This window comes from Afipia sp. MLSD5-FHT05B12 (assembly GCF_058793355.1).
In genome coordinates this window covers 344686-365821 of the sequence record NZ_JBXAFS010000003.1, presented here as the reverse complement: position 1 = coordinate 365821, position 21136 = coordinate 344686, and the positions used below count along the sequence as shown (strand labels likewise).

The following is a 21136-nucleotide window of genomic DNA, read 5'->3' as shown; positions in this document are numbered from 1 at the left end:
TGGACAGGCGCTCCGGCGGGGCAATCCGGAGCCATTTAGCCGGTAGATTTTGAAGCGGCCTGTGCTTTGCCGCCGCTTGCGGAAACCGTGCAGTGCCAAAACCCTTCGGCACTTCCCTGGACGCGATTCGGGGCGCCGCAGGGTGGCGCGATCGGGGGCCGGACTCCCACCTCGCGTTTCGCGCGAGATTCAAACCATTTGGCAATCCCGTTGATTTATAAGGATAATTTCATAAATCCTCGGGCGGACTTGAATCAGCCTCTTCGGTTCTTGATTCAATGTCTTCACAGGTTGAATCAGAACCTTCACAAGCTGATTCACGATCCCCCCGGCGGCTGAATCAAAACCTTCAGACGTTGAATCAGGATGGTCAGCACTTGATTCAACGCGTTCAGCGTTTGAATCGGGACCTCCAGTTGTTGACTCAGAGAGTGAGCCCCGATGACCGGTTCAGGCACCGACAAAACCAAGGCGCGAAAGGAGTTGGCCGGGCCCGTGGTGGTCCTGGTCGAACCGCAGCTCGGCGAAAACATCGGCATGTGCGCGCGCGCCATGGGCAATTTCGGCCTGACGCGGCTGCGCATCGTCAATCCGCGCGACGGCTGGCCCAATATGGCCGCCCAGCGCGCTGCCGCAGGCGCCGACCATATTCTCGATAAAGTCGAACTGTTCGATACGGTGGAGGCAGCGGTGGCTGACTGCTCGCTGCTGTTCGCCACCACGGCGCGAGCGCACGATCAGGCCAAGCCGGTGGTCGGGCCGGAGGAGGCCGCCCGCCAGATGGTCGGGGAAACCGCGGCGAGCGGCACGGCGGCGATCATGTTCGGGCGTGAGCGCTACGGCTTGCAGAACGATGAGGTCGCGCTCGCCAACCGGATCGTGACCTTTCCGGTCAATCCGGGTTTCGCGTCGCTGAACCTTGCCCAAGCGGTGCTGCTGATGGGCTATGAATGGTTCAAGCTCGCCACCGCCAATACACTGCCGTTCGACATGCCGGAACGCTCCGAACGGGCCTCGAACCATCAGATCCAGGCGTTTTTCGACAACCTCGTGAGTGAACTCGACAAGGTCGAATTCCTGCGTCCGCCGGAAAAGCGCGACACCATGCTGGTGAACATGCGGAATATCTTTACCCGGATGGAGCCGACCAAGCAGGACATGCACACTCTGCACGGCGTGGTCATGGCCATCGCGGAAGGCCGGAAAGGCCCTGCGAAAGGCGGAGTCCTCGACGGCAACGAGGCGACGCGGCTGCGCGCGCTGCTGGCGGAACATTCCGAAGGCCGGACGGCATCCGACAGCAGCACGGTGAGGGGGCTTGCGCGGCTGCTGCGGCGCAATCCCACCGATGCGGAGCGCATCCTGTGGCAGTCCCTGAGGACAGACCGCCGTTTCGCGTCTCACTTCAAGCGGCAGACGCCGGTGGGGCGTCATATTCCGGACTTCGTGTCGTTCACGAAGCGGCTGGCGATCGAACTCGTCAACGCCAATGAGACCGATGTGATCGCACGGGATCGTGCGGTACGGCGTGAATGGCTTGAGGCGCGGGGGTATCGCGTGTGCCTGATCAACGCGGCGGATGTGGAAACCGACCTCGAGGCGCAGCTCGACCGGCTGGCTGCGGTCAGCTAGCAGGTCTCCGTAACAAAAAACGCCGCGCAATCGGATCGCGCGGCGCTTTTTTTGTTCAACGTGTTGCTCTTACTGCCCGGCCTTGATCTGGCCGACGGCGACCGCCACCAGTTCGTCCATCTTCTTGCGGACATCGGCTTCCGACACACCCTTGCCGGCGAGGTCGGCTGCGACCTTGCGCAGCACGTCGGCATCGCCAGATTCCTCGAAATCGGCCGCGACGACCTCCTTGGAGTAGGCCACGGCGTCGTCGCCGGTTTTGCCCAGTTTTTCGGCGGCCCAAAGACCCAGCAACTTGTTCCGGCGGGCTTCCGCCTTGAACTTCTGTTCCTCGTCGAGGGCAAACTTTTTCTCGAAGCCTTCCTCGCGCTTGTCAAAAGTCGACATATATCTGTTCCGTAAGCTGAATTTGGGATTTGCCGCGCATGATCCGCCAAAGTGTGCGCGGTTTGGCGAAAAGATCATGCGCTTCTAAGAAGTTAGAGCGCGATCGGACGCAAAACCGGTTCCCACTTTTGCTGATCGCGCTCTGCCGGCGGCGGAGGCCCAGCATATAGGGGGTCAGCTCCCCTCAAAGCAATGTCCGAGAGGTCGCAGGAAGCCTAAAAGGAGCCGGTAAAACGCGCGCCCTTACATTGTATCGGCCGGATCAATCGGTTAGTTTGCCGATGAGTCCGGTTCGCGGTTTGTTTCACGATTCCGGGCTTCACGGCAGCTCCGTCGTGGGTCGCGTAAATCATCCGGAGCACCCCATTCATGGACTTCAACAGAACACGGTACATCCCTATGAGCCGTCGGCGTCGCATTTACGAAGGCAAGGGCAAGACCCTTTACGAAGGGCCCGAGCCTGGAACCCTGATTCAGCATTTCAAGGACGACGCCACCGCGTTCAATGCCAAGAAACACCAGATCATTGAGGGCAAGGGCGTCCTCAACAACCGGATCTCGGAGTATGTCTTCCAGCATCTGAACGACATCGGCGTGCCGACGCATTTCATCAAACGGCTCAACATGCGCGAGCAGTTGATCCGCGAGGTCGAGATCGTGCCGCTCGAGGTCGTGGTGCGCAATGTCGCCGCCGGATCGCTGTCGCAGCGCCTTGGCATCGAGGAAGGCACCCAACTGCCGCGCTCGATCATCGAGTTCTACTACAAGAACGACCAACTCGGCGACCCGATGGTTTCCGAAGAGCATATCACCGCGTTCGGCTGGGCCACGCCGCAGGAGATTGACGACATGATGGCGCTTGCCATTCGCGTCAACGACTTCCTCACCGGGCTGTTTCTGGGCGTCGGCATCCGTCTTGTGGATTTCAAGATGGAATGCGGAAGGCTGTTCGAGAACGACATGATGCGCATCATCGTCGCCGATGAAATCTCGCCGGACTCGTGCCGGCTGTGGGACATCAAGTCGAACGAGAAGATGGACAAGGACCGCTTCCGCCGCGATCTCGGTGGGCTGCTCGAGGCCTACACCGAAGTCGCCAAGCGTCTCGGCATCCTGATCGAGAACGACCGTCCCGCAGGCTCCGGCCCGGTGCTTGTGAAGAGCTGAATTCGGCCACGTCATTCCGGGGCGCTCGTGCTTTACGAGCGAACCCGGAATCCAGAAATTGTTTGCGAGATTCCGGATCGACCCGCTGCGCGGCTCGTCCGGAATGACGAGGATAAAATGAAGGCGCGCGTCACCGTCACATTGAAGAACGGCATTCTCGACCCGCAGGGCAAGGCTATCGAAGGAGCGCTGAAATCGCTCGGTGTCGATGGCATTGCCAGCGTGCGGCAGGGCAAGGTGTTCGACATCGAAGTCGCAGGCAGCGACAAGGCGAAGGCCGAGGCCGCACTGAAGGCCGCGGCCGACAAGCTGCTCGCGAATACTGTGATCGAGAATTATAGGGTGGAAATATTGGCCTAAAGGTCAGCGTTACGGGCGGGGGCTTGGGTGGCGTTTTCGATTTTTGTTCGGGTCGCGGCCATAGCCGCGACTGTGTTTGTGCTTGCGGGATGCGTAACGAAGCCTGTTGGGCCAGATAATCCCGGGACGAAGGTTCGCTATAGGCCGCCCGACCCCGACAAGTGGGTGGGGCAGCGCAGCTTCGATTACAGGTCGGTCTTCCGCTGTCGACCGCTGGCGTGTCCTGAAAATTCCATGGTCCATATCAAGCTTGGCGTTAGTCCGACGCGCAGCCCGGACCCGCAGGCGCTCCAGAAGTTTGCCCAGGACGATGCGGCCCGTCAGATGGCCGTAGTTGAAGAAGCCTCGCCGTCGGCAAGCTCGGGACGATTGCAGGACCTCAACCTGCTGACCTCAATTGTCACGAAAGCGAAGGATTTTCCCGCCGTTCACTGGGAATATCGCGGACAGCTTGGCGACAAGTCAGTGTACGTCGTCCGCAAGCTGGTATTCGCGGGCAACGGCACGGTGGACGTCATTTCTTCGTCGCTCAGTCTCGATGTCGCGCGGCGAAACAGCGCCGACTTTGTCGCTCTGATCGAGGTCGAAGACTACTCGCCGCAAGCGCGGTGAAAATCATTGAAATTTCCGGTTATCTTCTGATTTGGGGGATGTGATGCGATTGCTGTTTGTTGGTTTGCTCGCGGTCTTTTGTTCGTTCAGTTCATGGCAGGCTCTTGCTCAAGCGCCGGGGACCACAAGGGTCAAGATAAAGAATCCTGATCCCGCCAAATGGGCCGGCAAGAGCAACTTTTTCAGCAACAGCAATGGCGAATTTGTTTGCCGGCCGTTGGCTTGCCCCGCGCCGTCAACGGTGACGGCGAACATTTCAACCAGCCCGACGCGAAATCCTGACCGGCAAGCGTTGGCGAAGCTTGCCGGAAATATTCCGAATGAAATGTCGCGGGATAACGAGAAAGCGCGTGCATTGGGCCGCAAGGTGGAGCGGATATCCAATGGCACAAGCACCATTCGCGGATATCCGGCAGTCTTCGGGGAAGCGCGTATCGTCAGCGAAAAGGAACCGGTCTATGTGAGCCGGGTGATTTTGTTCGTAAAGTCGGCTCTCGTCACCTTTTCATCTTACTCCGGCTCTCTCGATGTGGCCCGGCGAAATCGAAATCTGTTCACACAAGCGATGGAAGTCGAGGATACTCCGATCCAGTAGTAACGATGGGCCTGTGCCCGTTGGCCGAAAGATCGACGCAAGCTCGTTCCGCTCGCTTGGGCGATTATGCGCACGTCCATTGAATTCCGGGGGATGCGGCTAAATCTGTGATTTCCACAGAGGTTCCCGCTCCAGGTGACCGTGTCCTGCGTGGACGTCAGGGCTCCTCAAGAGGGGCGACACTGGAAAAGTGGCGGCCAAATGGGTATGTCTGGCCCCGGCGGCAATGAATCGCTGAATCTGTCCTCTGTGTCCGGAATTGCAATGAAATCAGCCGTTCTCGTCTTCCCCGGCATCAACCGCGAACGCGACATGGCGCGCGCGCTCAAGCTCGCGTCCGGCAATGACGCGGCGATGGTGTGGCACGCCGACACCGCCTTGCCGAAGGGCACGGATCTCGTCGTGGTGCCCGGTGGGTTTTCCTATGGCGACTATCTGCGCTGCGGGGCGATTGCCGCCCGCGCGCCGATCATGGATGCGGTCCGCGCTCATGCCGCCGCTGGCGGCCTCGTGCTGGGTGTCTGCAATGGTTTCCAGATTCTCTGCGAGTCGGGCCTGCTGCCCGGCGTGCTGATGCGCAACGCGCAGCTCAAGTTCATCTGCCGCGACGTGCATTTGCGCGTCGAGCGTTCCGATACGCCGTTCACGCGCGGCTACAATGCCGGGCAGGTGATCCGCGTGCCGGTGGCGCATGGCGAGGGCAACTATGCCGCCGATGAAGAGACCATCCGCCGTCTCGAAGGCGAGGGCCGGGTGCTCTATCGCTATTGCAGCGCGTCAGGCGAAGTCGGCGATACGCACAACATCAACGGCGCGGCGGCCTCGATCGCCGGCATTGTCAGCGACAAGGGCAACGTGCTTGGCATGATGCCGCACCCCGAAAATCACGTCGAAGACATCATGGGCAACACCGACGGCCGCGGATTGTTCGCGGGCCTCGTTGCGCATCTGGAAAACGCGGCCTGAGACGTTATCCGCGCGTGCGGCAAGATCATTGAACAGAAGGAAAATCGCGGCCCCGGGGAGCCGCGATATTTTTTTGCATCAAGCGCTTCGCAGCGTCGCCAGGAAATGATCGACCTGGGTCCGCAACTGCTGATTTTCCGCCGTCAGCGAGCTTGCTGACGAATAGACGTCCGCCGCCGCGTGTCCGGTGTCCTCGGCGCCCTTGCTGACCGCGATGATGTTGGCAGCCACATTCGACGATCCTGTCGCCGCGACCTGGATGCCGCTGGTGACTTCGCGCGTGGCCGCGTTCTGCTGATCGACAGCTTCGAAGATCGCCCCCGCGATCCGGGATATCGAACTGATCGTGCCGCTGATTTCGGTGATGGCGCCAACGGTTTCGCTGGTCGATGCCTGCATCCCCACGATCTGGGTGCTGATTTCGTCCGTCGCCTTTGCGGTCTGTGAGGCGAGCGCCTTGACCTCCTGTGCCACGACGGCGAATCCCTTGCCGGCCTCGCCCGCGCGCGCTGCCTCGATGGTCGCGTTGAGCGCGAGCAGGTTGGTTTGCTCCGCGATGGCATTGATCATCTTGATGACATCGCCGATGCGCGCTGCGGCTTCGCTGAGGCCGGCCACCCGGCCGCTGGCGCCTTCGGCCTGCTTGACCGCGTCGTTTGCGATCCGCAGCGATTCCTGAACCTGCCGCGATATCTCGGAGACGGAAGCGCTCATTTCCTCCGCGCCAGCCGCCACGGACTGCACGCTTTGCGAAGCCTGTTCGGAAGCCGATGCAACGGAGCTCGAGAGGGTCCGTGTCTGGTCGGCGGTGGATTTCAATGTATCGGCCGCGGCATTGAGATTTTGCGATGTCGTGCCGACACGCCCCACGATCTGCGAGATGGTTTGTTCGAACTGCCCCGCCAGCCGTTCGAGAACGTCGCGCCTTTCGCGCATGCCGGCGTCCAGATAGACCGAGGTGGCGAAATCCATGTCCAGCATCGCAGCTCCGACCACTGCGTCGATGATCGCGGCTTTCTTTTCGCGCAAGGTCCGGCCGCCGAAACGCGCCGTGACGCCGGTTTCGATCGCGGCGACAAGGCCGCTGATGAGCTGTTTGTAGCCGCCGATGTACCAGCGCGGTTCGAGGCCGAGACGGTGATGGGTCTCGCCGATCCGCGTGACGGAGCGGACATAGTCGGCGTCGAAACGCGCGGACAGGATCATGTCCCAGTGGGTAAGCTGCGCGGCCTTCGCGTGAGCGACGATCTCGGGGCGCGGAAACATTTTCTCGACGTCCGGAAACTTCGCGATGGTCCGGTAGAACCCGTCGAGGATCGCTGGCAGCGCCGCCATTGCCATGGGGCGGACCTCGCGCAGCAGAGTGCGGGTCGTGTCGTCGATTCCGATGAAGGCCATGCGGGCGGCGAGAGTGTCGGAAGGGTTCATGGTGTCTGAGCCTGACTTGAGCGTAGCGGCGCGTATACCGCTTGCGGATGCAGGCAGCGGATTACGCAGTCCGATGTGACGGAGATAACCGGGCGCGTTTAAAGCGCGCTGGCTTGGCTACGCTACGGAGATTTGGTTAATGCGGTCTAAATATCATGGGGCGCCGCCGCGTAACGACATGATTTCAATCGCTTTTCGTTCGCCTGCCGGCTGGCTGTGGGTGTTCGCGGCCGGGTTTTGGGGGCGAGCGCGGAGTTTTTGGCGCAGAGCCGTCCGAGTTCTGAAAAGAGGCTCGGTGGGCCCTCACGGAGCCTGTGGCGCGGGCCCGCGACAGGGGGTTTTTTAGCCGGGATTTCTCCCTATCTGATGCTTGCCGCAGGCCGGACTGCCATGCACAAAGAGGTCCGGAATCAAGCATATTCCGTCCATCCCGCACCTCCGGTCGCCCGGAGGGATGCCGAAGCATTTGACCCGGAGCGCCGTCGCCTTGACGATCAGGAACGAACCCCAGATCACCCCCGATCTCGTCGCCAGCCACGGGCTTAAGCCGGACGAATACGAGCGCATCCTGAAGCTGATCGGGCGGGTACCGACGTTCACGGAACTCGGCATCTTCTCGGCGATGTGGAACGAGCATTGTTCCTACAAGTCCTCGCGCATCCATCTGCGCGGCCTGCCGACCAAGGCGCCATGGGTCATTCAGGGGCCGGGGGAGAACGCGGGCGTCATCGACATCGGCGATGGCCTCGCGGTGGTCTTCAAGATGGAGAGCCACAATCACCCGAGCTACATCGAGCCCTATCAGGGGGCGACCACGGGCGTCGGCGGCATTCTGCGCGACGTGTTCACCATGGGCGCACGGCCGATCGCCTGCCTTAATGCGCTGAGCTTCGGCGATCCGAGCCATCCGAAGACGCGCCATCTCGTATCGGGCGTCGTCGCGGGTGTCGGCGGCTACGGCAATTCGTTCGGCGTGCCGACGGTTGGCGGGCAGACGCGTTTTCACACGCGCTATGACGGCAACATCCTCGTCAACGCGATGGCGGTGGGCCTCGCTGAAACCGACAAGATTTTCTATGCCGCCGCGAGCGGCGTGAACATGCCGATCGTCTATCTCGGCTCCAAGACCGGCCGCGACGGCATCCATGGCGCGACCATGGCGTCGGCCGAGTTCGACGATGACTCCGCCGAGAAGCGTCCGACCGTGCAGGTCGGCGATCCGTTCGCGGAGAAGCTGCTGCTCGAGGCATGTCTCGAAATCATGGAAGCGGATTGCGTCATTGCGATTCAGGACATGGGCGCTGCGGGTCTCACCTGCTCCGCGGTCGAGATGGGCGCGAAGGGCGATCTCGGTGTTGAACTCGATCTGGATTCGGTGCCGACGCGCGAAACCGGCATGAGCGCCTACGAGATGATGCTCTCGGAATCGCAAGAGCGCATGCTGATGGTGCTGAAGCCCGAGAAGGAAAAGCAGGCTGAAGCGATCTTCAAGAAGTGGGGGCTGGACTTCGCCATCGTCGGCTACACGACGCCGACGCAGCGTTTTGTCGTGAAGCATGGCGGCGACGTGATGGCCGATCTGCCGATCAAGGAACTGGAATCGGAAGCGCCGCTTTACGATCGTCCGCATGTGCCGTCGCCGCAGTTGCCGTTAATCCATGCGCGCGACGTCACCCCGCCGGTTTCGGTTTCGGATGCGCTGTCCAGGCTGATTGCCACGCCTGAGCTGTGTTCGAAACGCTGGGTCTGGGAGCAGTACGATCACGTCATCGGCGGCAACACGCTGCAGCGTCCCGGCGGCGACGCGGCGGTGGTGCGCGTGCAGGACGGGCCGAAGGGGCTCGCGCTGACCTGCGATGTGACGCCGCGCTATTGCGAAGCCGATCCGTTCGAGGGCGGCAAGCAGGCGGTGGCGGAAGCCTGGCGCAACATCACGGCGGTTGGCGGCAAGCCTCTCGCCATCACCGACAATCTGAATTTCGGCAATCCCGAGCGGCCCGAGATCATGGGCCAGTTCGTCGGCTGCCTGAAGGGCATCGCGGCGGCCTGTACCGCGCTGGATTTCCCGGTCGTGTCGGGCAACGTCTCGCTCTACAACGAAACCAACGGCCGCGGCATTCTGCCGACGCCGTCGATCGGTGGCGTGGGCCTGCTGGACGATTTCACCAAGTCCGCCACGCTGGCGTTCAAGGCCGCGGACGAAGCGATCCTGCTGATCGGCGATACCCAGGGCTGGCTCGGCCAGTCGGTGTATCTGCGCGACATCTGCGGCAGGGAAGAGGGCGCACCGCCGCCGGTCGACCTCAACATCGAGAAGCGCAACGGCGACGTGGTGCGCGGCATGATCAAGGGCGGAACCGCGACCGCCGTGCATGACGTCTCCGACGGCGGCCTGCTGGTGGCGCTGACCGAGATGGCGATGGCCAGCGGTATCGGTGCGATCCTCGATGCGCCGCCGGATGAGATCGTGCCGTATGCGTGGTGGTTCGGCGAGGATCAGGCGCGCTATGTCGTCACCGTGCAGGAGGAACACTTGCTGATGGTGCTGAGCAAGCTCAAGGCCGTGGGCGTGCCGTGTCATGTCATCGGCAAGACCGGCGGTGAGGCCATTGCAATCGAGGGCGAGGCTCCGGTGTCGATTGCCTCGCTCAAGGCGGGCTACGAGAACTGGCTTCCGGCCTACATGGCCGGCAAGGGCTGATTGCGGCCGCTGTCTTTTGGGACTTTCCGTCATGCCCGGCCTTGTGCCGGGCATCCACGTCTTTGCGGCAGTCGTCAAGAAAGACGTGGATGGCCGGGACGACGCCCGGCCATGACGAACTCTGGCTGATGAGACGATGTCCCTAAACCTCCTCGATCGTGACCTTGTCCGGGTAGAACGCCAGGTGTCCGGCGATTTCCCTCACCGCCTCGTAGGGCGTTTCATAGGTCCAGATGGCGTTTTCCAGCGTCTTGCCGCCGGAGACGATGCTGAAATAGTTCGCGTCGCCCTTGTAGGGGCAATACGTGCTGTGTTCGGTCCGTTTCAGCTTGCCGGCATTGGCGTCGGCGCGGGGAATGTACTGGACGGCCGGGTAGCGCGCTTCCTTGAGTGTCAGGGCGTGGCTGGTTTCGGCGATGACATCGCCGCCGACGCTGACGCGGACCCGTTTGGGGTTTGGCGCGATGGTGATCGGGTGGTCCGGGCCTGGAATCTTGATGCGAACATTCATGCTGAGCTCCCTGTTAAGGTCACAATATAGGGGCCATCCTGGGCAATGCTCGCGTGACGGCGCGGGTTGTACGGGCTAGAATCAGGCATATTTCGTGCATTGCCTTGGCCGGGAAGGCTCAAGATCAGGAGATTCAAAGACATGCCAATGGACGCGCGGGACATCGAAACGATGATCAAGGCTGCCTTGCCTGACGCGCAGGTCACCATCCGCGATCTTGCCGGGGACGGCGATCACTACGCGGCCACCGTCATCTCGGAATCCTTCCGCGGCAAGTCGCGGGTGCAGCAACACCAGATCGTCTATCAGTCACTGAAGGGACAGATGGGCGGCGTTCTTCACGCGCTGGCGTTGCAGACGGGTGTGCCCGACGCCTGATCGACGGAAGCGGGGGCAACCGTGTCGACAACAAAAACCTTGCTGCGGGCGCGCGCGCCGCACCAGCATCATCGCGTCACCTACGTCGAGCTGTTCTTCGATCTGGTGTTCGTTTTCGCCATCACCCAGATTTCCCACACCCTGCTGGCGCATTTCACGCCGCTCGGCGTTCTGCAAACCACGATCCTGTTTCTGGCGGTCTGGTGGGTCTGGATTTTCACATCCTGGATCACCAACTGGCTCGACCCGGAGCGCACGCCGGTTCGCGTGATGCTGTTCGGGCTGATGATCGCCGGCCTGCTGCTGTCCACGTCCATTCCCAAGGCTTTCGAAAGCCGGGGACTGGCGTTCGCGCTGGCCTTTGTCGTCATGCAGGTCGGGCGATCGGCCTTCACGTTCCTTTCGATACCGAAGTCCCAGCCTGGCTGGCGTATGAACCTGTTGCGCATCACCCTGTGGCTCGCATGCAGCGGTGTGTTCTGGATCGCGGGCGGGCTCGCGGAGGGGCAGGCGCGGCTTCTTCTTTGGGTCGTGGCGGTAGCAATCGAATATTGCGGCCCGGTGACGCGTTTCTGGTTTCCGGGCCTGGGCGCGACACCGCTCGCGGACTGGGAAGTCGAAGGCGGCCACATGGCTGAGCGCTGCGCATTGTTCATCATCATCGCGCTCGGGGAATCCATCGTGGTCACCGGCGCGACCTTCGCGTCAGCCGCATGGACCGCACCGACGATCATCGGCTTCATTGTCGCGTTGGTCGGCAGCATCGCAATGTGGTGGGTGTATTTCCACATCGGCGCCGAAGCGGGGGCGGAACACATTTCGCATTCCGAAGAGACCGGCAAGCTGGCGCGGCTCGCCTACACCTATCTGCACCTGCCGATTGTCGCGGGGATCGTAGTATCGGCAGTCGGCGACGAGTTGCTGCTGGCGCATCCGGACGGTCACACCGATATCAAAACCATTCTCAGCATGATTGGCGGGCCGCTGCTGTTCCTGATCGGTACTATTCTGTTCAAGCGGAGCATCCGCGGCATCTTTCAGCTCTCGCACCTTGTCGGCATCGGTCTGCTGGCCGCGCTGATCCCGTTCGCGCATGATCTGTCGCCGCTTTCGCTGTCGGCGGCGACGACTGCAATCATGCTGATCGTCGCGGCCTGGGAAGCGATTTCGCTGGGTACCCACCGCGACGAGCCCAAGGAGGTTTAGAGCCTCACGATGACCATCATCATTACTGCCTTTGAAAGCTCACCCGACGGCGGCAAGGGGCTGGCGCGAGATACGCGCGTTCGGTGGGCGCTTGAGGAAGCGGGCCAACGCTACGAGGTTCGTCTTGTTTCATTCCATGCGATGAAGGAGCCAGCGCATATGGCGCTGCATCCTTTCGGGCAGATTCCGACCTATGAGGAAGGCGACCTTGCGCTGTTCGAGACAGGATCGATCGTCTTCCATATCGCCGAGCGCCATGCGGGCCTGCTGCCGGACGACGCCAACGCACGGGCGCGTGCGATCACCTGGATGTTCGCCGCGGTCAACACCGTGGAGCCGCCGATCCTTGAACTTGTCACCGCGAAGATAGTTGAAGGCGACAAGCCCTGGGCCGGGGAGCGCATGCCGCTGGTCATGGATCGCGTGCGCGACCGGCTGAAGCAATTATCCGCCCGCTTGGGCGGTGCCGACTGGCTCGACGGTGCGTTCAGCGCGGGCGACCTGATGATGGCGTCGGTGCTGCTCAGGGTGAAACCATCGGGCATTCTGAACGAATACCCGAACCTTGCCGCCTATGTCGCTCGCGGCGAAGCGCGGCCCGCCTACCAGCGGGCTTTCGCCGCTCAGTTGGCGGTCAACACCCGCAAGCCAGTCGGTTGATCGAGATTTGCTCTCGATTTCCGGGGATTGTCTTACGCTACCAGCGCATGAACCGAGAACATCCCGTCAGGGTCGGTCCATGAGACGCGCGGGGTCCATCCCGAATCGCGCGCCAGCGCCGTGAAACGCTCGATGCTGTATTTATAGCTGCTCTCGGTGTGGATCGTTTCTCCGGTGCGGAACGTCGCCGTATGATCCAGCACCCGCACGGTTTGCGGCTTGCGGCTGATCAGATGCATCTCGATGCGATGGCGTTCGCGGTTGTAAATAGCACTGTGGCTGAAGCCATCGAGATCGAGATTGCCTCCGAGTTCGCGGTTGATGCGTACCAGTACGTTGAGATTGAACTGACCGGTGACGCCCGCAGCGTCGTTATAGGCGTCGTGAAGCACGCGCTCGTCCTTCTCGAGATCGACGCCGACGATCAGCGTCGCGCCTGCGCCGAGAATGGCGCGGGCACTGCACAGGAAGGCGGAAGCCTCATGCGGGTCGAAGTTTCCGATGGTTGAGCCGGGAAAGAAGCCCACCTTGGGCATGTCTTCCACTTCCGGCGGCAGTTCGAACGGCTTGGTGAAATCGGCCGTCACCGGATGAACCGCGAGATTGGGGAAGTCTTCGCGCAAGGCGCTGGCCTGACCGTTGAGGAAATCACCCGAGATGTCCACCGGCACATAAGCCCTGAACGCGCACTGCTTGAGCAGCAGGCGCACCTTGGTCGTCGCGCCGGCACCGAATTCCACCAGCGCCGCATTGGCCGGGATCGCCGCTCCGATCTCCGCGCCGCGCTCGCGCAGAATGCGCAGTTCGGTGCGGGTGGGGTAGTATTCCGGCAGCAGCGTGATCTGCTCGAACAGCTTCGAGCCTGCCTCGTCGTAAAAATATTTGGGCAATAGCTTTTTCGGCTGTTGCGAGAACCCCGCGATCACGTCCTGAGCGAAGGAACGGTCAATTTGATCGTGGGGCGGAGCATCGGCCCGCGCGTTGACATGCACATTCATGACGGTCTCATGTGTTCGGGGTTCAAACGGCGTAATCGGCGAGGCGCAGTCCGGTGAACTGCCAGCGGTGATGCGGATAGAAGAAATTGCGATAGGTGATGCGGCTATGATTGTCCGGTGTTGCCAGCGATGAGCCGCGCAGCACCAATTGGTTGATCATGAATTTGCCGTTGTACTCTCCGAGCGCGCCCTCAACGGCGCGATAACCGGGATAAGGCGAATACGAACTGCGGGTCCACTGCCAGACGATGCCGAAGGCGTCGTTCAGATGACCGGCGCGGGCAGCGACTTCCCATTCCATTTCCGTCGGCAGGTGTTTTCCACTCCAGCGCGCGAATGCGTCGGCTTCGTAGTAACTGACATGGGAGACTGGTGCTGACGGATCGATCGGCTGCAAACCGCCGAGCGTCATGATCTTCCATTCATCGTTGACCTTCCGCCAGTGGCCCGGGGCCTGCCATTCCTCGCGCTCGGCGGTCGCGAAGCCGTCCATCAGCCACAGCGTCGGCGTCGTGTAGCCGCCGTCCTTCATGAAGGCGAGCCATTCGGCATTGGTGACGAGATTGCGCGCCAGCTTCACAGGGCCGACCAGAGCGCGGTGCGCGGGCTTCTCATTGTCGAAATGGAATGACCCGTCGGCATGCCCGATGGTGTGGATACCCTCCATCAGCGTGACCCATGCGTCGCCGCTGCGGGTCGCGGCCGGGAATGTCCAGCCGGGTTCGTAGGCGGGCGGGAGCGGATTCTGCGCGAAGGCGTGCAGGATGTCAGTGAGCAGCAATTCCTGATGCTGCTGCTCGTGATTGAGGCCGACCTCGATCAGCGGCTCCAGCTTCGTCAGGGTGTCCGCATCGGCCGAACTGAAAAATGCCGCGACTGCGGCATCGACGTGCTTGCGGTAGGCCGTCACCTCGTCCGCGCCGGGACGGGTGAGGTCGCCTCGGTGGGCGCGGGAGTGACGGGGTCCGGCGCTGACGTAATAGGAATTGAAGAGGTACGCGTAATCCGGATGGTAGGGCGTATAGCCCGGCGAATACTCGCCCAGCAGGAACTGCTCCCAGAACCAGGTCACGTGAGCGCGGTGCCATTTGGCCGGGCTGGCATCCGGCATCGACTGGACCAACTGGTCCTCAGGTGACAGCGGGGCCGCCCGCCGCTCGGTCTCGTCCCGGACGGTGCGATAGGCCGCCAGCAGCCGCGCGGCCAGCTCATTGCGTGACTTCTGGCCGGATTTGGCCATAAATGCGGAGGAAGTGGCGACACGGGCGTCTGGTTGGGATGCTGGTTTCGTCACGAGAATCTCCGGTTGAGGGGAGAACGATGCTTCTCCGGAACGGTTCCGCAGAACGGATGCTCTACATAGGGGCCCCTGCCGGAGATAAAAGGCACCGTCAGCCATGAAGTGGATACGCGCCGGCTATGGCGCTGTTACAGCGGGCCGAGCATGGCAGCCCCGCATTGCCCCTTTTTAGGACGGCATGGCACCCTTTCGGCGATTTGATTGGGCTGCGACGCCGTTTCACGCTACATATATGCTTAGAGAAAGAGGCCGGTGACCGATTCCGGCTTGGGCAGAGCCAGTTTTAAGGACGCGATTATGAGCATCGACCAATTCATCGACAATGAAGTGAAGTCCAACGACGTCGTGCTGTTCATGAAGGGTACGCCGCAGTTTCCGCAGTGCGGATTTTCGGGCCAGGTGGTCCAGATTCTCGATCACGTCGGCGTCGCCTACAAGGGCCTGAACGTGCTTGAGTCGGGCGAGCTGCGCGACGGCATCAAGATCTATTCGAACTGGCCGACCATTCCGCAGCTTTACGTCAAGGGCGAATTCGTCGGTGGTTGCGACATCATCCGCGAAATGTTCCAGGCCGGTGAATTGCAGCAGTTGCTCGCCGACAAGGGTGTCGCGGTTCAACAGCCCGTTGGCTGATGTTTACTGGGCATGATCTGATCCGAAAACCGGTTTCCACCTTTCGGGACTACGCATTTTGCGAGACGGCTTCAGCCGTCTCGCTTGTGAATCACTCTTCCTGACCGATACACTTCCTCCCAAGCCCGGACACAAACGATCCGGGCGTTCGTCTGAAAAGACTTGGGAGGAATTTCTATGTTCGTGTCTCGCCACATCAGGGCGCCGCTGTTTATTGCCCTGACGCTTGCCGTTGCCAGCACCGCGTTTGCCGACAGTGTTGTCCGTACCCGGCCCGCCGAGGCGGGGCTTTCGCCCGCAGGGCTCGCGCGGATCGGCGCCTACATCAAGAACGAAATCGCTACCAACAAGATTCCCGGTGCTGTGGTGATGATCCAGCGGCGCGGCCAGGTCGCCTATTACGAGACCTTCGGTGTCCGCGATCCGGCCACCAAGGCGCCGATGACGGCGGACACCATCTTCCGGATCTATTCGATGTCGAAGCCTGTCACGACGGTGGCGGCGATGATGCTGGTGGAGGAGGGCAAGCTGCAACTCGGCGACCCCGTTGCGAAGTTCATTCCCGCCTTCAAGGACGTGAAAGTCGGCGTCGAGAAGAAGGGCGATGACGGAAACATGACGCTCGATCTCGTGCCATCCCGCCGCCCCATGACGGTGCAGGATCTGATGCGCCACACCTCGGGCATTACCTACGGCTTCTTCGGCGAGGGGCTCGTCAAGAAGGCCTATGCCGAGGCGAAAATCTTTTCGGAAGATGTCGACAACGCCGGCTTTGCCGACCGCATCGCCAGGCTGCCGCTGGCCTATCAGCCGGGATCGACCTGGGACTACAGTCACTCTACCGACATTCTCGGCCGGGTGGTCGAAGTGGTGTCCGGCAAGTCGCTGTATCAGTTCGAGAAGGAGCGCATTCTCGATCCGCTCGGCATGAAGGACACCAGCTTCTATGTCACCGACAAGGCCAGGCAGCCGCTGATCGCAGAGCCGTTTCCGAACGACCGCAAGATCGGCAATGACGCCGAGATGAACGATCCGCGCATCGCGCGCAAGTGGGAGTCCGGTGGTGGCGGCATGGTCTCGACCATCGGCGATTATGCGCGCTTCACGAAAATGCTGCTGAACGGCGGCACGCTCGATGGGAAGCGCTATCTGAGCCCGAAAACCATCGCCTATATGGGATCGAACCATGTCGGCCCGGCATCGGGCGTGGTGAACGGTCCCTACTATTTGCCCGGGCCGGGCTTCGGTTTCGGCCTCGGATTCGCGGTGCGCACCGAGCCGGGTGTCAGCGTGATGGAGGGCAGCGTCGGCGAGATGAACTGGTCGGGCGTGGGTGGCACCACGTTCTGGGTCGATCCGAAGGAGGACATGTTCGTGGTCTTTATGTCCCAGACCGTCCAGCACCGTGGGCGCCATCGCGTCGCGCTCAAGAACCTCGTCTACGGGTCGTTCGAGAAATAATGCGGGTTGGATCAGCCCGGTACGCGCGCCGGGCTGATCCGTTTCGTTTCCTTGCACGATGGCAGCTAACCGCTAAAGTCCGGCTCATTGACCGGATTTTGCGGAGATCGGTGTTGTTTTATTCAAATATCGCCCGGCGCGTTGGCGCTGCCTTGCTTGTCACATCCATCTCTGCCGCAGTCATATCGCAGTCACCGCAGGCTTTCGCGGAAAGCCTCGGGCGGACCAACCCGGACAAGGCCGGCTTCTTCCCGGAGCGGCTCGCGCGCATTACCGAGTATTTCAACAACGAAGTCGCAACGAGGAAGATTCCTGGCGCGATCGTGCTGATCCAGCGCCACGGCCAGCCCGCATATTACGAAGCTTTCGGCGTGCGCAATCCTGCGACGAAGGCGCCGATGACGCCCGACACCATCTTCACGCTGTTTTCCATGACCAAGCCGATCACCTCCGTGGCGGCGCTGATGCTGGTGGAGCAGGGCAAGCTGGCGCTCGACGACGAGGTCGGAAAATACATCAAGGGATTCTACAACATCAAGGTCGGTGCGGAGAAACCCGGCCCTGACGGCAAGCCCGAACTCGATCTCGTCGCGCCACGCCGCGCGATCCAGATTCACGATCTGCTGCGGCAGTCAGCGGGCATTCCATATGCATCGCTGGCCTACGGCGTGGTGAAGAAGCCTTATGAGGACGCCGACCTGATGTCGGGAAAGTTCACCAACGCGGAAGTCGCGGACAAGATTGCCGCGCTGCCGCTGATCGGCCAGCCCGGTGAGTACTGGACCTATGGTCACGCCACCGACGTACTTGGGCGGGTGATTGAAGTGATTACGGGAAAATCGCTCTACCAGTTCGAGAAAGAGAACCTGCTCGACCCGCTCGGCATGTCGAATACGGGCTTCTTTGTCACAGATCCGGCGAGGCAGGCGCTGCTCGCCGATTCATTTCCGACCAAATACGACAAGCTCGATCGCGATCCACGCGTGGTCACCAAATGGGAATCCGGCGGTGGCGGCATGGTGTCGTCGATGGCCGACTATGCGCGATTTGTGCAGATGCTGCTGAATCGCGGTGAACTCAACGGCACGCGCATTCTGGCGCGCAAGACCGTGGACCTGATGACGTCGAACCATATCGGCGAGGGAACGGGCATCAAACCATGGGTCTACTATTTTCCCGGTGCCGGATTTGGCTTCGGCCTCGGTGTCGCCGTGCGAACCGATGCCGGCGTCAGCCACTGGGCCGGTTCTGTCGGTGAATACGAGTGGAGCGGGGGCAGCGGGACTTACTTCCTGGCCGATCCAAAGGAAAACATGTTCGCGATCCTGATGATCCAGTCGCCCTCGCAGCGCGGACGCATCCAGTCGGCGTTCAGAAGCCTTGTCTACGGCGCGATGAAATAATCAGAACCTGACGGCGAGGTTTGCCCTGACGGAATGAGCGCTGGCATCTGCCGCGAGACGCCCGACATATAGCAGCGTCAGTACCGCATTTCGGTGAACAAGCGCATCCAGCCCGGCTTCGACCAGCAGCGTATCGGCTGCGATCGGAACGCCCGCGATGGCGAACGGCGACGGGCTTGCCGCAAACGCCATCAGCGAGACAGGCACGGCGCCATCGTAGGCATGCTGCCATCCGAGCGATCCGCGCCCGGTCATGGCCCAGGGACCGATCGCCGGGATCGGCGCCTGCGCGCGCAGCCCGAGCGTTGAATAGGTCGCAGACGTGGTGGCCTGTGCCACCCTGAGCGCCGCAGGCCCGCCTGTTTCCGTGAAGCCGTCACTGCGCACGTTTGCGTAGGCGAGGTTCGCGAAGGCTTCAGTATTCACCCAGCTCCTGACGATGCCATAGGCGGCTTCACCGAAGACCTGCGCCGTGCCGGCGTTGTAGCTTGCAGTTGCCATATCGGCGAAGCCGGGGAGGGCGCTGGTGCGCGTTGTCGAGATGTCGTGATGTGAGTAGGCGGCACCTGTGCGCAGCGCAAAGTCGCCGATCCGTCCGCCGCCATAGGCCGCGAGATGGAAGGTATCGATGGTGCCGGATGACGTTCGTGCATCGACGCGGGCATCGGTGCGCCCGCCGCCGGTCGCGACGCCCAGACGCCAGGTGCTGTTGAGCGTCACATCGACACCGCCGATGGCGCCGCCATTGGTCGCGCGCAGCGTCGCGGCATTGCCGTCGCTGTTGAGCCGGATCCAGTTGCCGTAGCCCTGCACCCACGCGCCGTAGACCGGAGCGATGACCGGCGGGGGCGCCTTGATCGGCCATTTGGGCCCGCCTTTGGCCTTGCGCATCTTCTTCGCATAGGCGAGTGCGGATTCCTCTTCATCTGCAAATCCGGTTGCCTGTGAGCCGGTCGCGGGGTCTTGCCGCTGCCGGCCGAGAATGGCGTCGCGGACCAGAGAGCTTTCATCGAGCATCAGCGAATGCAGGCTCGGATGAATTTCGCCCGACACGCTGTCGAACGCGGCACGGGCCTGATCCGGCGTGAGTACGAGCGCCGCGCTGACAATTGGATTGGCCATGCCGAGGGCTGCGAGGCCGCCGCCCGCCGAGATCTGGTTCGGCGTGATCCCGACGCTGGCGAAGTCGATGCTGTTGCGGACCAGCGTGAGATAAACATTGTTGACATCGTAGATCAGCGAGGGATCGAGGAACGCGAAGTTCGATGTCACGCCGCTGAACGTGCCGCTGCGGCCGCCGGTGGCCGTCAGGATCGTATATTGTGTGGTGGGGGCGTAGCTGCCGACGCCGGCCATCACGCGCACGGTGCCGCCGTTGATGGTGGCGGTGTGGCCGGCTCCGGTGATCGCAAGCAGGCCGTTGGCGGAGGGGGTGACGCCGACGGTGAAGAACGCGCCCATCTGGTGAATGTAGTTGCCATTGAATGCCAGCGTGCCGCTGTCGACCTGCACGTTGCCCCCGCTTGCGTTCGTAACATTGCCGATCACGGTGCCATTGCCGGTCAGGGTGCCGCCGTTCTGGATGCCGACTGCGGGACTCGTGAGCTGTCCGCTGATCCGCAGCGTACCGGCTTGCACGGTTGTGGCGGTGGAAAACATCCCGTTTCCGGTCAGGGTCCAGTCCACGCCATTCATCGTCAAAGTTTCGAAGTTGGAAAACTTCGCGATGCCTTCGATGCCGGTACCTTCCAGGATCAGGTTGTCGGTGCCGGTGCCGCCGAGCACATTGCCGTTAAGGACGGAGCCGGTTTGAAGCCGAAGTGTGTGAGTGGCGCCTGCTGGAACACCTGCGTTGGCGGCGAATGTGATCGCATTTGTCTTGCCGGAGATTGTGCCGCTGTTGATGATCTCTGCGGTTGCGACGTTGCGAACCAGAATGCCGTTCCAGTCGGCGGCCGTTCCGGCGCTCCCGGAGTTCGATATGGTGCCGCTATTCGTGATGGTTCCGCCGCCGGTTGCCTCGACCGCCGCGCCGCGATTCGAGGTAATCGAGCCAGCGTTGCTGAACGAGGTCCACACCGCGCTGGCGCTGCCATAGACGCCGTTATAGTCGCCGAAGATCACGCCGGTGCTGGTGTTCGTAAATGTCGAGGGACCACCTTGAATGAGTACGCCGGTGCTGAAGCCGGTTGTCTTGTTCGACTGGATGGTTCCTGCGTTGAACAACGTGCGCGACGTACCTTGCCCGATTGACACTGCGTTGACGCCCGTGTCGGTCTTGATCAGGCCGCTGGAATAGTTGTTGACCGTTCCACCGAGCCACATTGTGACCCCTTCGACACCGCCAGTAATCGTGCCGTAGTTGTTCAGCGTGCCCGGGCCGCCGGCTGGAGGCAGGCCGAACGGCTTGTAGCCGAAGGTGATTGCCGTCGCGGTGCCGGTAACGGTCGCCCCGGCCGTGTTGGTGAAGGTGCCGCCCTGGTCAAGTTTTACAGTGTTGCCGCCGGTCACGGCGCCGTCGTTTGTAATGGACCACGCCTGCAACGTGGCGCTAAGGGCGGGGCTTGCCGATCCCACGGTGACTCCGGTGGCGATATGCGCAGTCGTTCCGGAGAATGTATCGAGATTGACGCTCGGCGTGTTCGCGGTGATTTCGACATCGGCGGCCTGAGCCGGGGGAGGTGAAAAGATTTGCGGAATCGACAACGCCATCACACCGGCGGCGCACATCCATACGA

General features: G+C 61.7%; 19 protein-coding genes. 13 read left to right on the top strand and 6 right to left on the bottom strand.

Features of this window, described 5'->3' with window-relative positions:
* The first annotated feature begins 441 nt into the window (after positions 1–441).
* Complete coding sequence (locus AC1Q6J_RS06545) at positions 442–1632, top strand: TrmJ/YjtD family RNA methyltransferase (RefSeq protein WP_492278504.1); 1191 nt, start codon at positions 442–444, stop codon at positions 1630–1632.
* Positions 1633–1701: 69 nt separating this feature from the next.
* On the opposite strand, the gene AC1Q6J_RS06540 is transcribed toward AC1Q6J_RS06545, so the two are convergent.
* The gene (locus tag AC1Q6J_RS06540; protein WP_492278503.1) at positions 1702–2019 is read right to left on the bottom strand and encodes a DUF1476 domain-containing protein; all 318 of its coding nucleotides are present in this window, start codon (positions 2017–2019) and stop codon (positions 1702–1704) included.
* A gap of 399 nt (positions 2020–2418) precedes the next feature.
* Between AC1Q6J_RS06540 and purC the strand changes: the two genes are divergently transcribed.
* The 5 genes from purC (at position 2419) to purQ (ending at position 5719) form a co-directional block, all read left to right on the top strand.
* Positions 2419–3186, top strand: coding sequence for a phosphoribosylaminoimidazolesuccinocarboxamide synthase (gene purC / locus AC1Q6J_RS06535; RefSeq protein WP_019196322.1), 768 nt, complete (start codon positions 2419–2421; stop codon positions 3184–3186).
* A gap of 117 nt (positions 3187–3303) precedes the next feature.
* Positions 3304–3546: a phosphoribosylformylglycinamidine synthase subunit PurS gene (purS, locus tag AC1Q6J_RS06530; protein ID WP_492278502.1), complete on the top strand. Its 243-nt coding sequence runs from the start codon at positions 3304–3306 to the stop codon at positions 3544–3546.
* A 234-nt stretch (positions 3547–3780) separates the two neighbouring features.
* Positions 3781–4158, top strand: a complete 378-nt coding sequence (locus AC1Q6J_RS06525; RefSeq protein ID WP_492278501.1) for a hypothetical protein — start codon at positions 3781–3783, stop codon at positions 4156–4158.
* Positions 4159–4201: 43 nt separating this feature from the next.
* A complete protein-coding gene (locus AC1Q6J_RS06520; protein ID WP_492278500.1) occupies positions 4202–4753 on the top strand; it encodes a hypothetical protein in 552 nt (183 codons plus the stop codon).
* A 264-nt stretch (positions 4754–5017) separates the two neighbouring features.
* Positions 5018–5719: a phosphoribosylformylglycinamidine synthase subunit PurQ gene (gene purQ, locus AC1Q6J_RS06515; RefSeq protein ID WP_492278499.1), complete on the top strand. Its 702-nt coding sequence runs from the start codon at positions 5018–5020 to the stop codon at positions 5717–5719.
* 78 nt (positions 5720–5797) lie between these two features.
* On the opposite strand, the gene AC1Q6J_RS06510 is transcribed toward purQ, so the two are convergent.
* A complete protein-coding gene (locus tag AC1Q6J_RS06510) occupies positions 5798–7147 on the bottom strand; it encodes a protoglobin domain-containing protein (RefSeq protein ID WP_492278498.1) in 1350 nt (449 codons plus the stop codon).
* Between the two features lie 487 nt (positions 7148–7634).
* Between AC1Q6J_RS06510 and purL the strand changes: the two genes are divergently transcribed.
* A complete protein-coding gene (gene purL, locus AC1Q6J_RS06505; RefSeq protein ID WP_492278497.1) occupies positions 7635–9848 on the top strand; it encodes a phosphoribosylformylglycinamidine synthase subunit PurL in 2214 nt (737 codons plus the stop codon).
* A gap of 142 nt (positions 9849–9990) precedes the next feature.
* Here purL and AC1Q6J_RS06500 read toward each other — a convergent pair whose 3' ends face one another.
* Positions 9991–10347, bottom strand: a complete 357-nt coding sequence (locus AC1Q6J_RS06500) for a DUF427 domain-containing protein (protein WP_492278611.1) — start codon at positions 10345–10347, stop codon at positions 9991–9993.
* 153 nt (positions 10348–10500) lie between these two features.
* Between AC1Q6J_RS06500 and AC1Q6J_RS06495 the strand changes: the two genes are divergently transcribed.
* The 3 genes from AC1Q6J_RS06495 to AC1Q6J_RS06485 are packed head-to-tail and all read left to right on the top strand — an operon-like array spanning position 10501 to position 12603.
* Positions 10501–10737 carry a BolA family protein gene (locus AC1Q6J_RS06495; protein ID WP_006021342.1) on the top strand — a complete coding sequence of 79 codons (237 nt, stop codon included), beginning with the start codon at positions 10501–10503 and terminating at the stop codon, positions 10735–10737.
* A 21-nt stretch (positions 10738–10758) separates the two neighbouring features.
* Complete coding sequence (locus AC1Q6J_RS06490; protein ID WP_492278496.1) at positions 10759–11943, top strand: low temperature requirement protein A; 1185 nt, start codon at positions 10759–10761, stop codon at positions 11941–11943.
* 9 nt (positions 11944–11952) lie between these two features.
* Positions 11953–12603, top strand: coding sequence for a glutathione S-transferase family protein (locus AC1Q6J_RS06485; RefSeq protein WP_492278495.1), 651 nt, complete (start codon positions 11953–11955; stop codon positions 12601–12603).
* A 32-nt stretch (positions 12604–12635) separates the two neighbouring features.
* Here AC1Q6J_RS06485 and egtD read toward each other — a convergent pair whose 3' ends face one another.
* Together egtD and egtB are read right to left on the bottom strand one after the other, a co-directional pair.
* Positions 12636–13601 (bottom strand): L-histidine N(alpha)-methyltransferase, encoded by a 966-nt coding sequence (egtD, locus tag AC1Q6J_RS06480; RefSeq protein ID WP_492278494.1) that lies wholly within the window; start codon positions 13599–13601, stop codon positions 12636–12638.
* A 22-nt stretch (positions 13602–13623) separates the two neighbouring features.
* A complete protein-coding gene (egtB, locus tag AC1Q6J_RS06475; protein WP_492278493.1) occupies positions 13624–14895 on the bottom strand; it encodes an ergothioneine biosynthesis protein EgtB in 1272 nt (423 codons plus the stop codon).
* A gap of 303 nt (positions 14896–15198) precedes the next feature.
* On the opposite strand from egtB, the gene grxD reads away from it, so the two are divergent.
* From grxD to AC1Q6J_RS06460, 3 genes are all read left to right on the top strand, one after another.
* On the top strand, positions 15199–15534 hold the full coding sequence (grxD, locus tag AC1Q6J_RS06470; RefSeq protein WP_492278492.1) for a Grx4 family monothiol glutaredoxin: 336 nt from the start codon (positions 15199–15201) through the stop codon (positions 15532–15534).
* 177 nt (positions 15535–15711) lie between these two features.
* Positions 15712–16995, top strand: a complete 1284-nt coding sequence (locus AC1Q6J_RS06465) for a serine hydrolase domain-containing protein (protein WP_492278491.1) — start codon at positions 15712–15714, stop codon at positions 16993–16995.
* Positions 16996–17108: 113 nt separating this feature from the next.
* Positions 17109–18398, top strand: coding sequence for a serine hydrolase domain-containing protein (locus AC1Q6J_RS06460; protein ID WP_492278490.1), 1290 nt, complete (start codon positions 17109–17111; stop codon positions 18396–18398).
* On the opposite strand, the gene AC1Q6J_RS06455 is transcribed toward AC1Q6J_RS06460, so the two are convergent.
* Entirely contained in the window at positions 18399–21128 is a 2730-nt protein-coding gene (locus tag AC1Q6J_RS06455; protein ID WP_492278489.1) for an autotransporter outer membrane beta-barrel domain-containing protein, read from the bottom strand. It lies immediately after the preceding gene.
* Positions 21129–21136 lie beyond the last annotated feature (8 nt).

What these genes read in the sequence shown, in the direction of transcription:
- AC1Q6J_RS06545 (WP_492278504.1), top strand. Translation starts at nt 442, where the DNA reads ATGACCGGTTCAGGCACCGACAAAACCAAGGCGCGAAAGGAGTTGGCC.
- AC1Q6J_RS06540 (WP_492278503.1), bottom strand. Translation starts at nt 2,019, where the DNA reads ATGTCGACTTTTGACAAGCGCGAGGAAGGCTTCGAGAAAAAGTTTGCC.
- purC (WP_019196322.1), top strand. Translation starts at nt 2,419, where the DNA reads ATGAGCCGTCGGCGTCGCATTTACGAAGGCAAGGGCAAGACCCTTTAC.
- purS (WP_492278502.1), top strand. Translation starts at nt 3,304, where the DNA reads ATGAAGGCGCGCGTCACCGTCACATTGAAGAACGGCATTCTCGACCCG.
- AC1Q6J_RS06525 (WP_492278501.1), top strand. Translation starts at nt 3,781, where the DNA reads ATGGTCCATATCAAGCTTGGCGTTAGTCCGACGCGCAGCCCGGACCCG.
- AC1Q6J_RS06520 (WP_492278500.1), top strand. Translation starts at nt 4,202, where the DNA reads ATGCGATTGCTGTTTGTTGGTTTGCTCGCGGTCTTTTGTTCGTTCAGT.
- purQ (WP_492278499.1), top strand. Translation starts at nt 5,018, where the DNA reads ATGAAATCAGCCGTTCTCGTCTTCCCCGGCATCAACCGCGAACGCGAC.
- AC1Q6J_RS06510 (WP_492278498.1), bottom strand. Translation starts at nt 7,147, where the DNA reads ATGAACCCTTCCGACACTCTCGCCGCCCGCATGGCCTTCATCGGAATC.
- AC1Q6J_RS06495 (WP_006021342.1), top strand. Translation starts at nt 10,501, where the DNA reads ATGCCAATGGACGCGCGGGACATCGAAACGATGATCAAGGCTGCCTTG.
- AC1Q6J_RS06485 (WP_492278495.1), top strand. Translation starts at nt 11,953, where the DNA reads ATGACCATCATCATTACTGCCTTTGAAAGCTCACCCGACGGCGGCAAG.
- egtD (WP_492278494.1), bottom strand. Translation starts at nt 13,601, where the DNA reads ATGAATGTGCATGTCAACGCGCGGGCCGATGCTCCGCCCCACGATCAA.
- grxD (WP_492278492.1), top strand. Translation starts at nt 15,199, where the DNA reads ATGAGCATCGACCAATTCATCGACAATGAAGTGAAGTCCAACGACGTC.
- AC1Q6J_RS06465 (WP_492278491.1), top strand. Translation starts at nt 15,712, where the DNA reads ATGTTCGTGTCTCGCCACATCAGGGCGCCGCTGTTTATTGCCCTGACG.
- AC1Q6J_RS06455 (WP_492278489.1), bottom strand. Translation starts at nt 21,128, where the DNA reads ATGTGCGCCGCCGGTGTGATGGCGTTGTCGATTCCGCAAATCTTTTCA.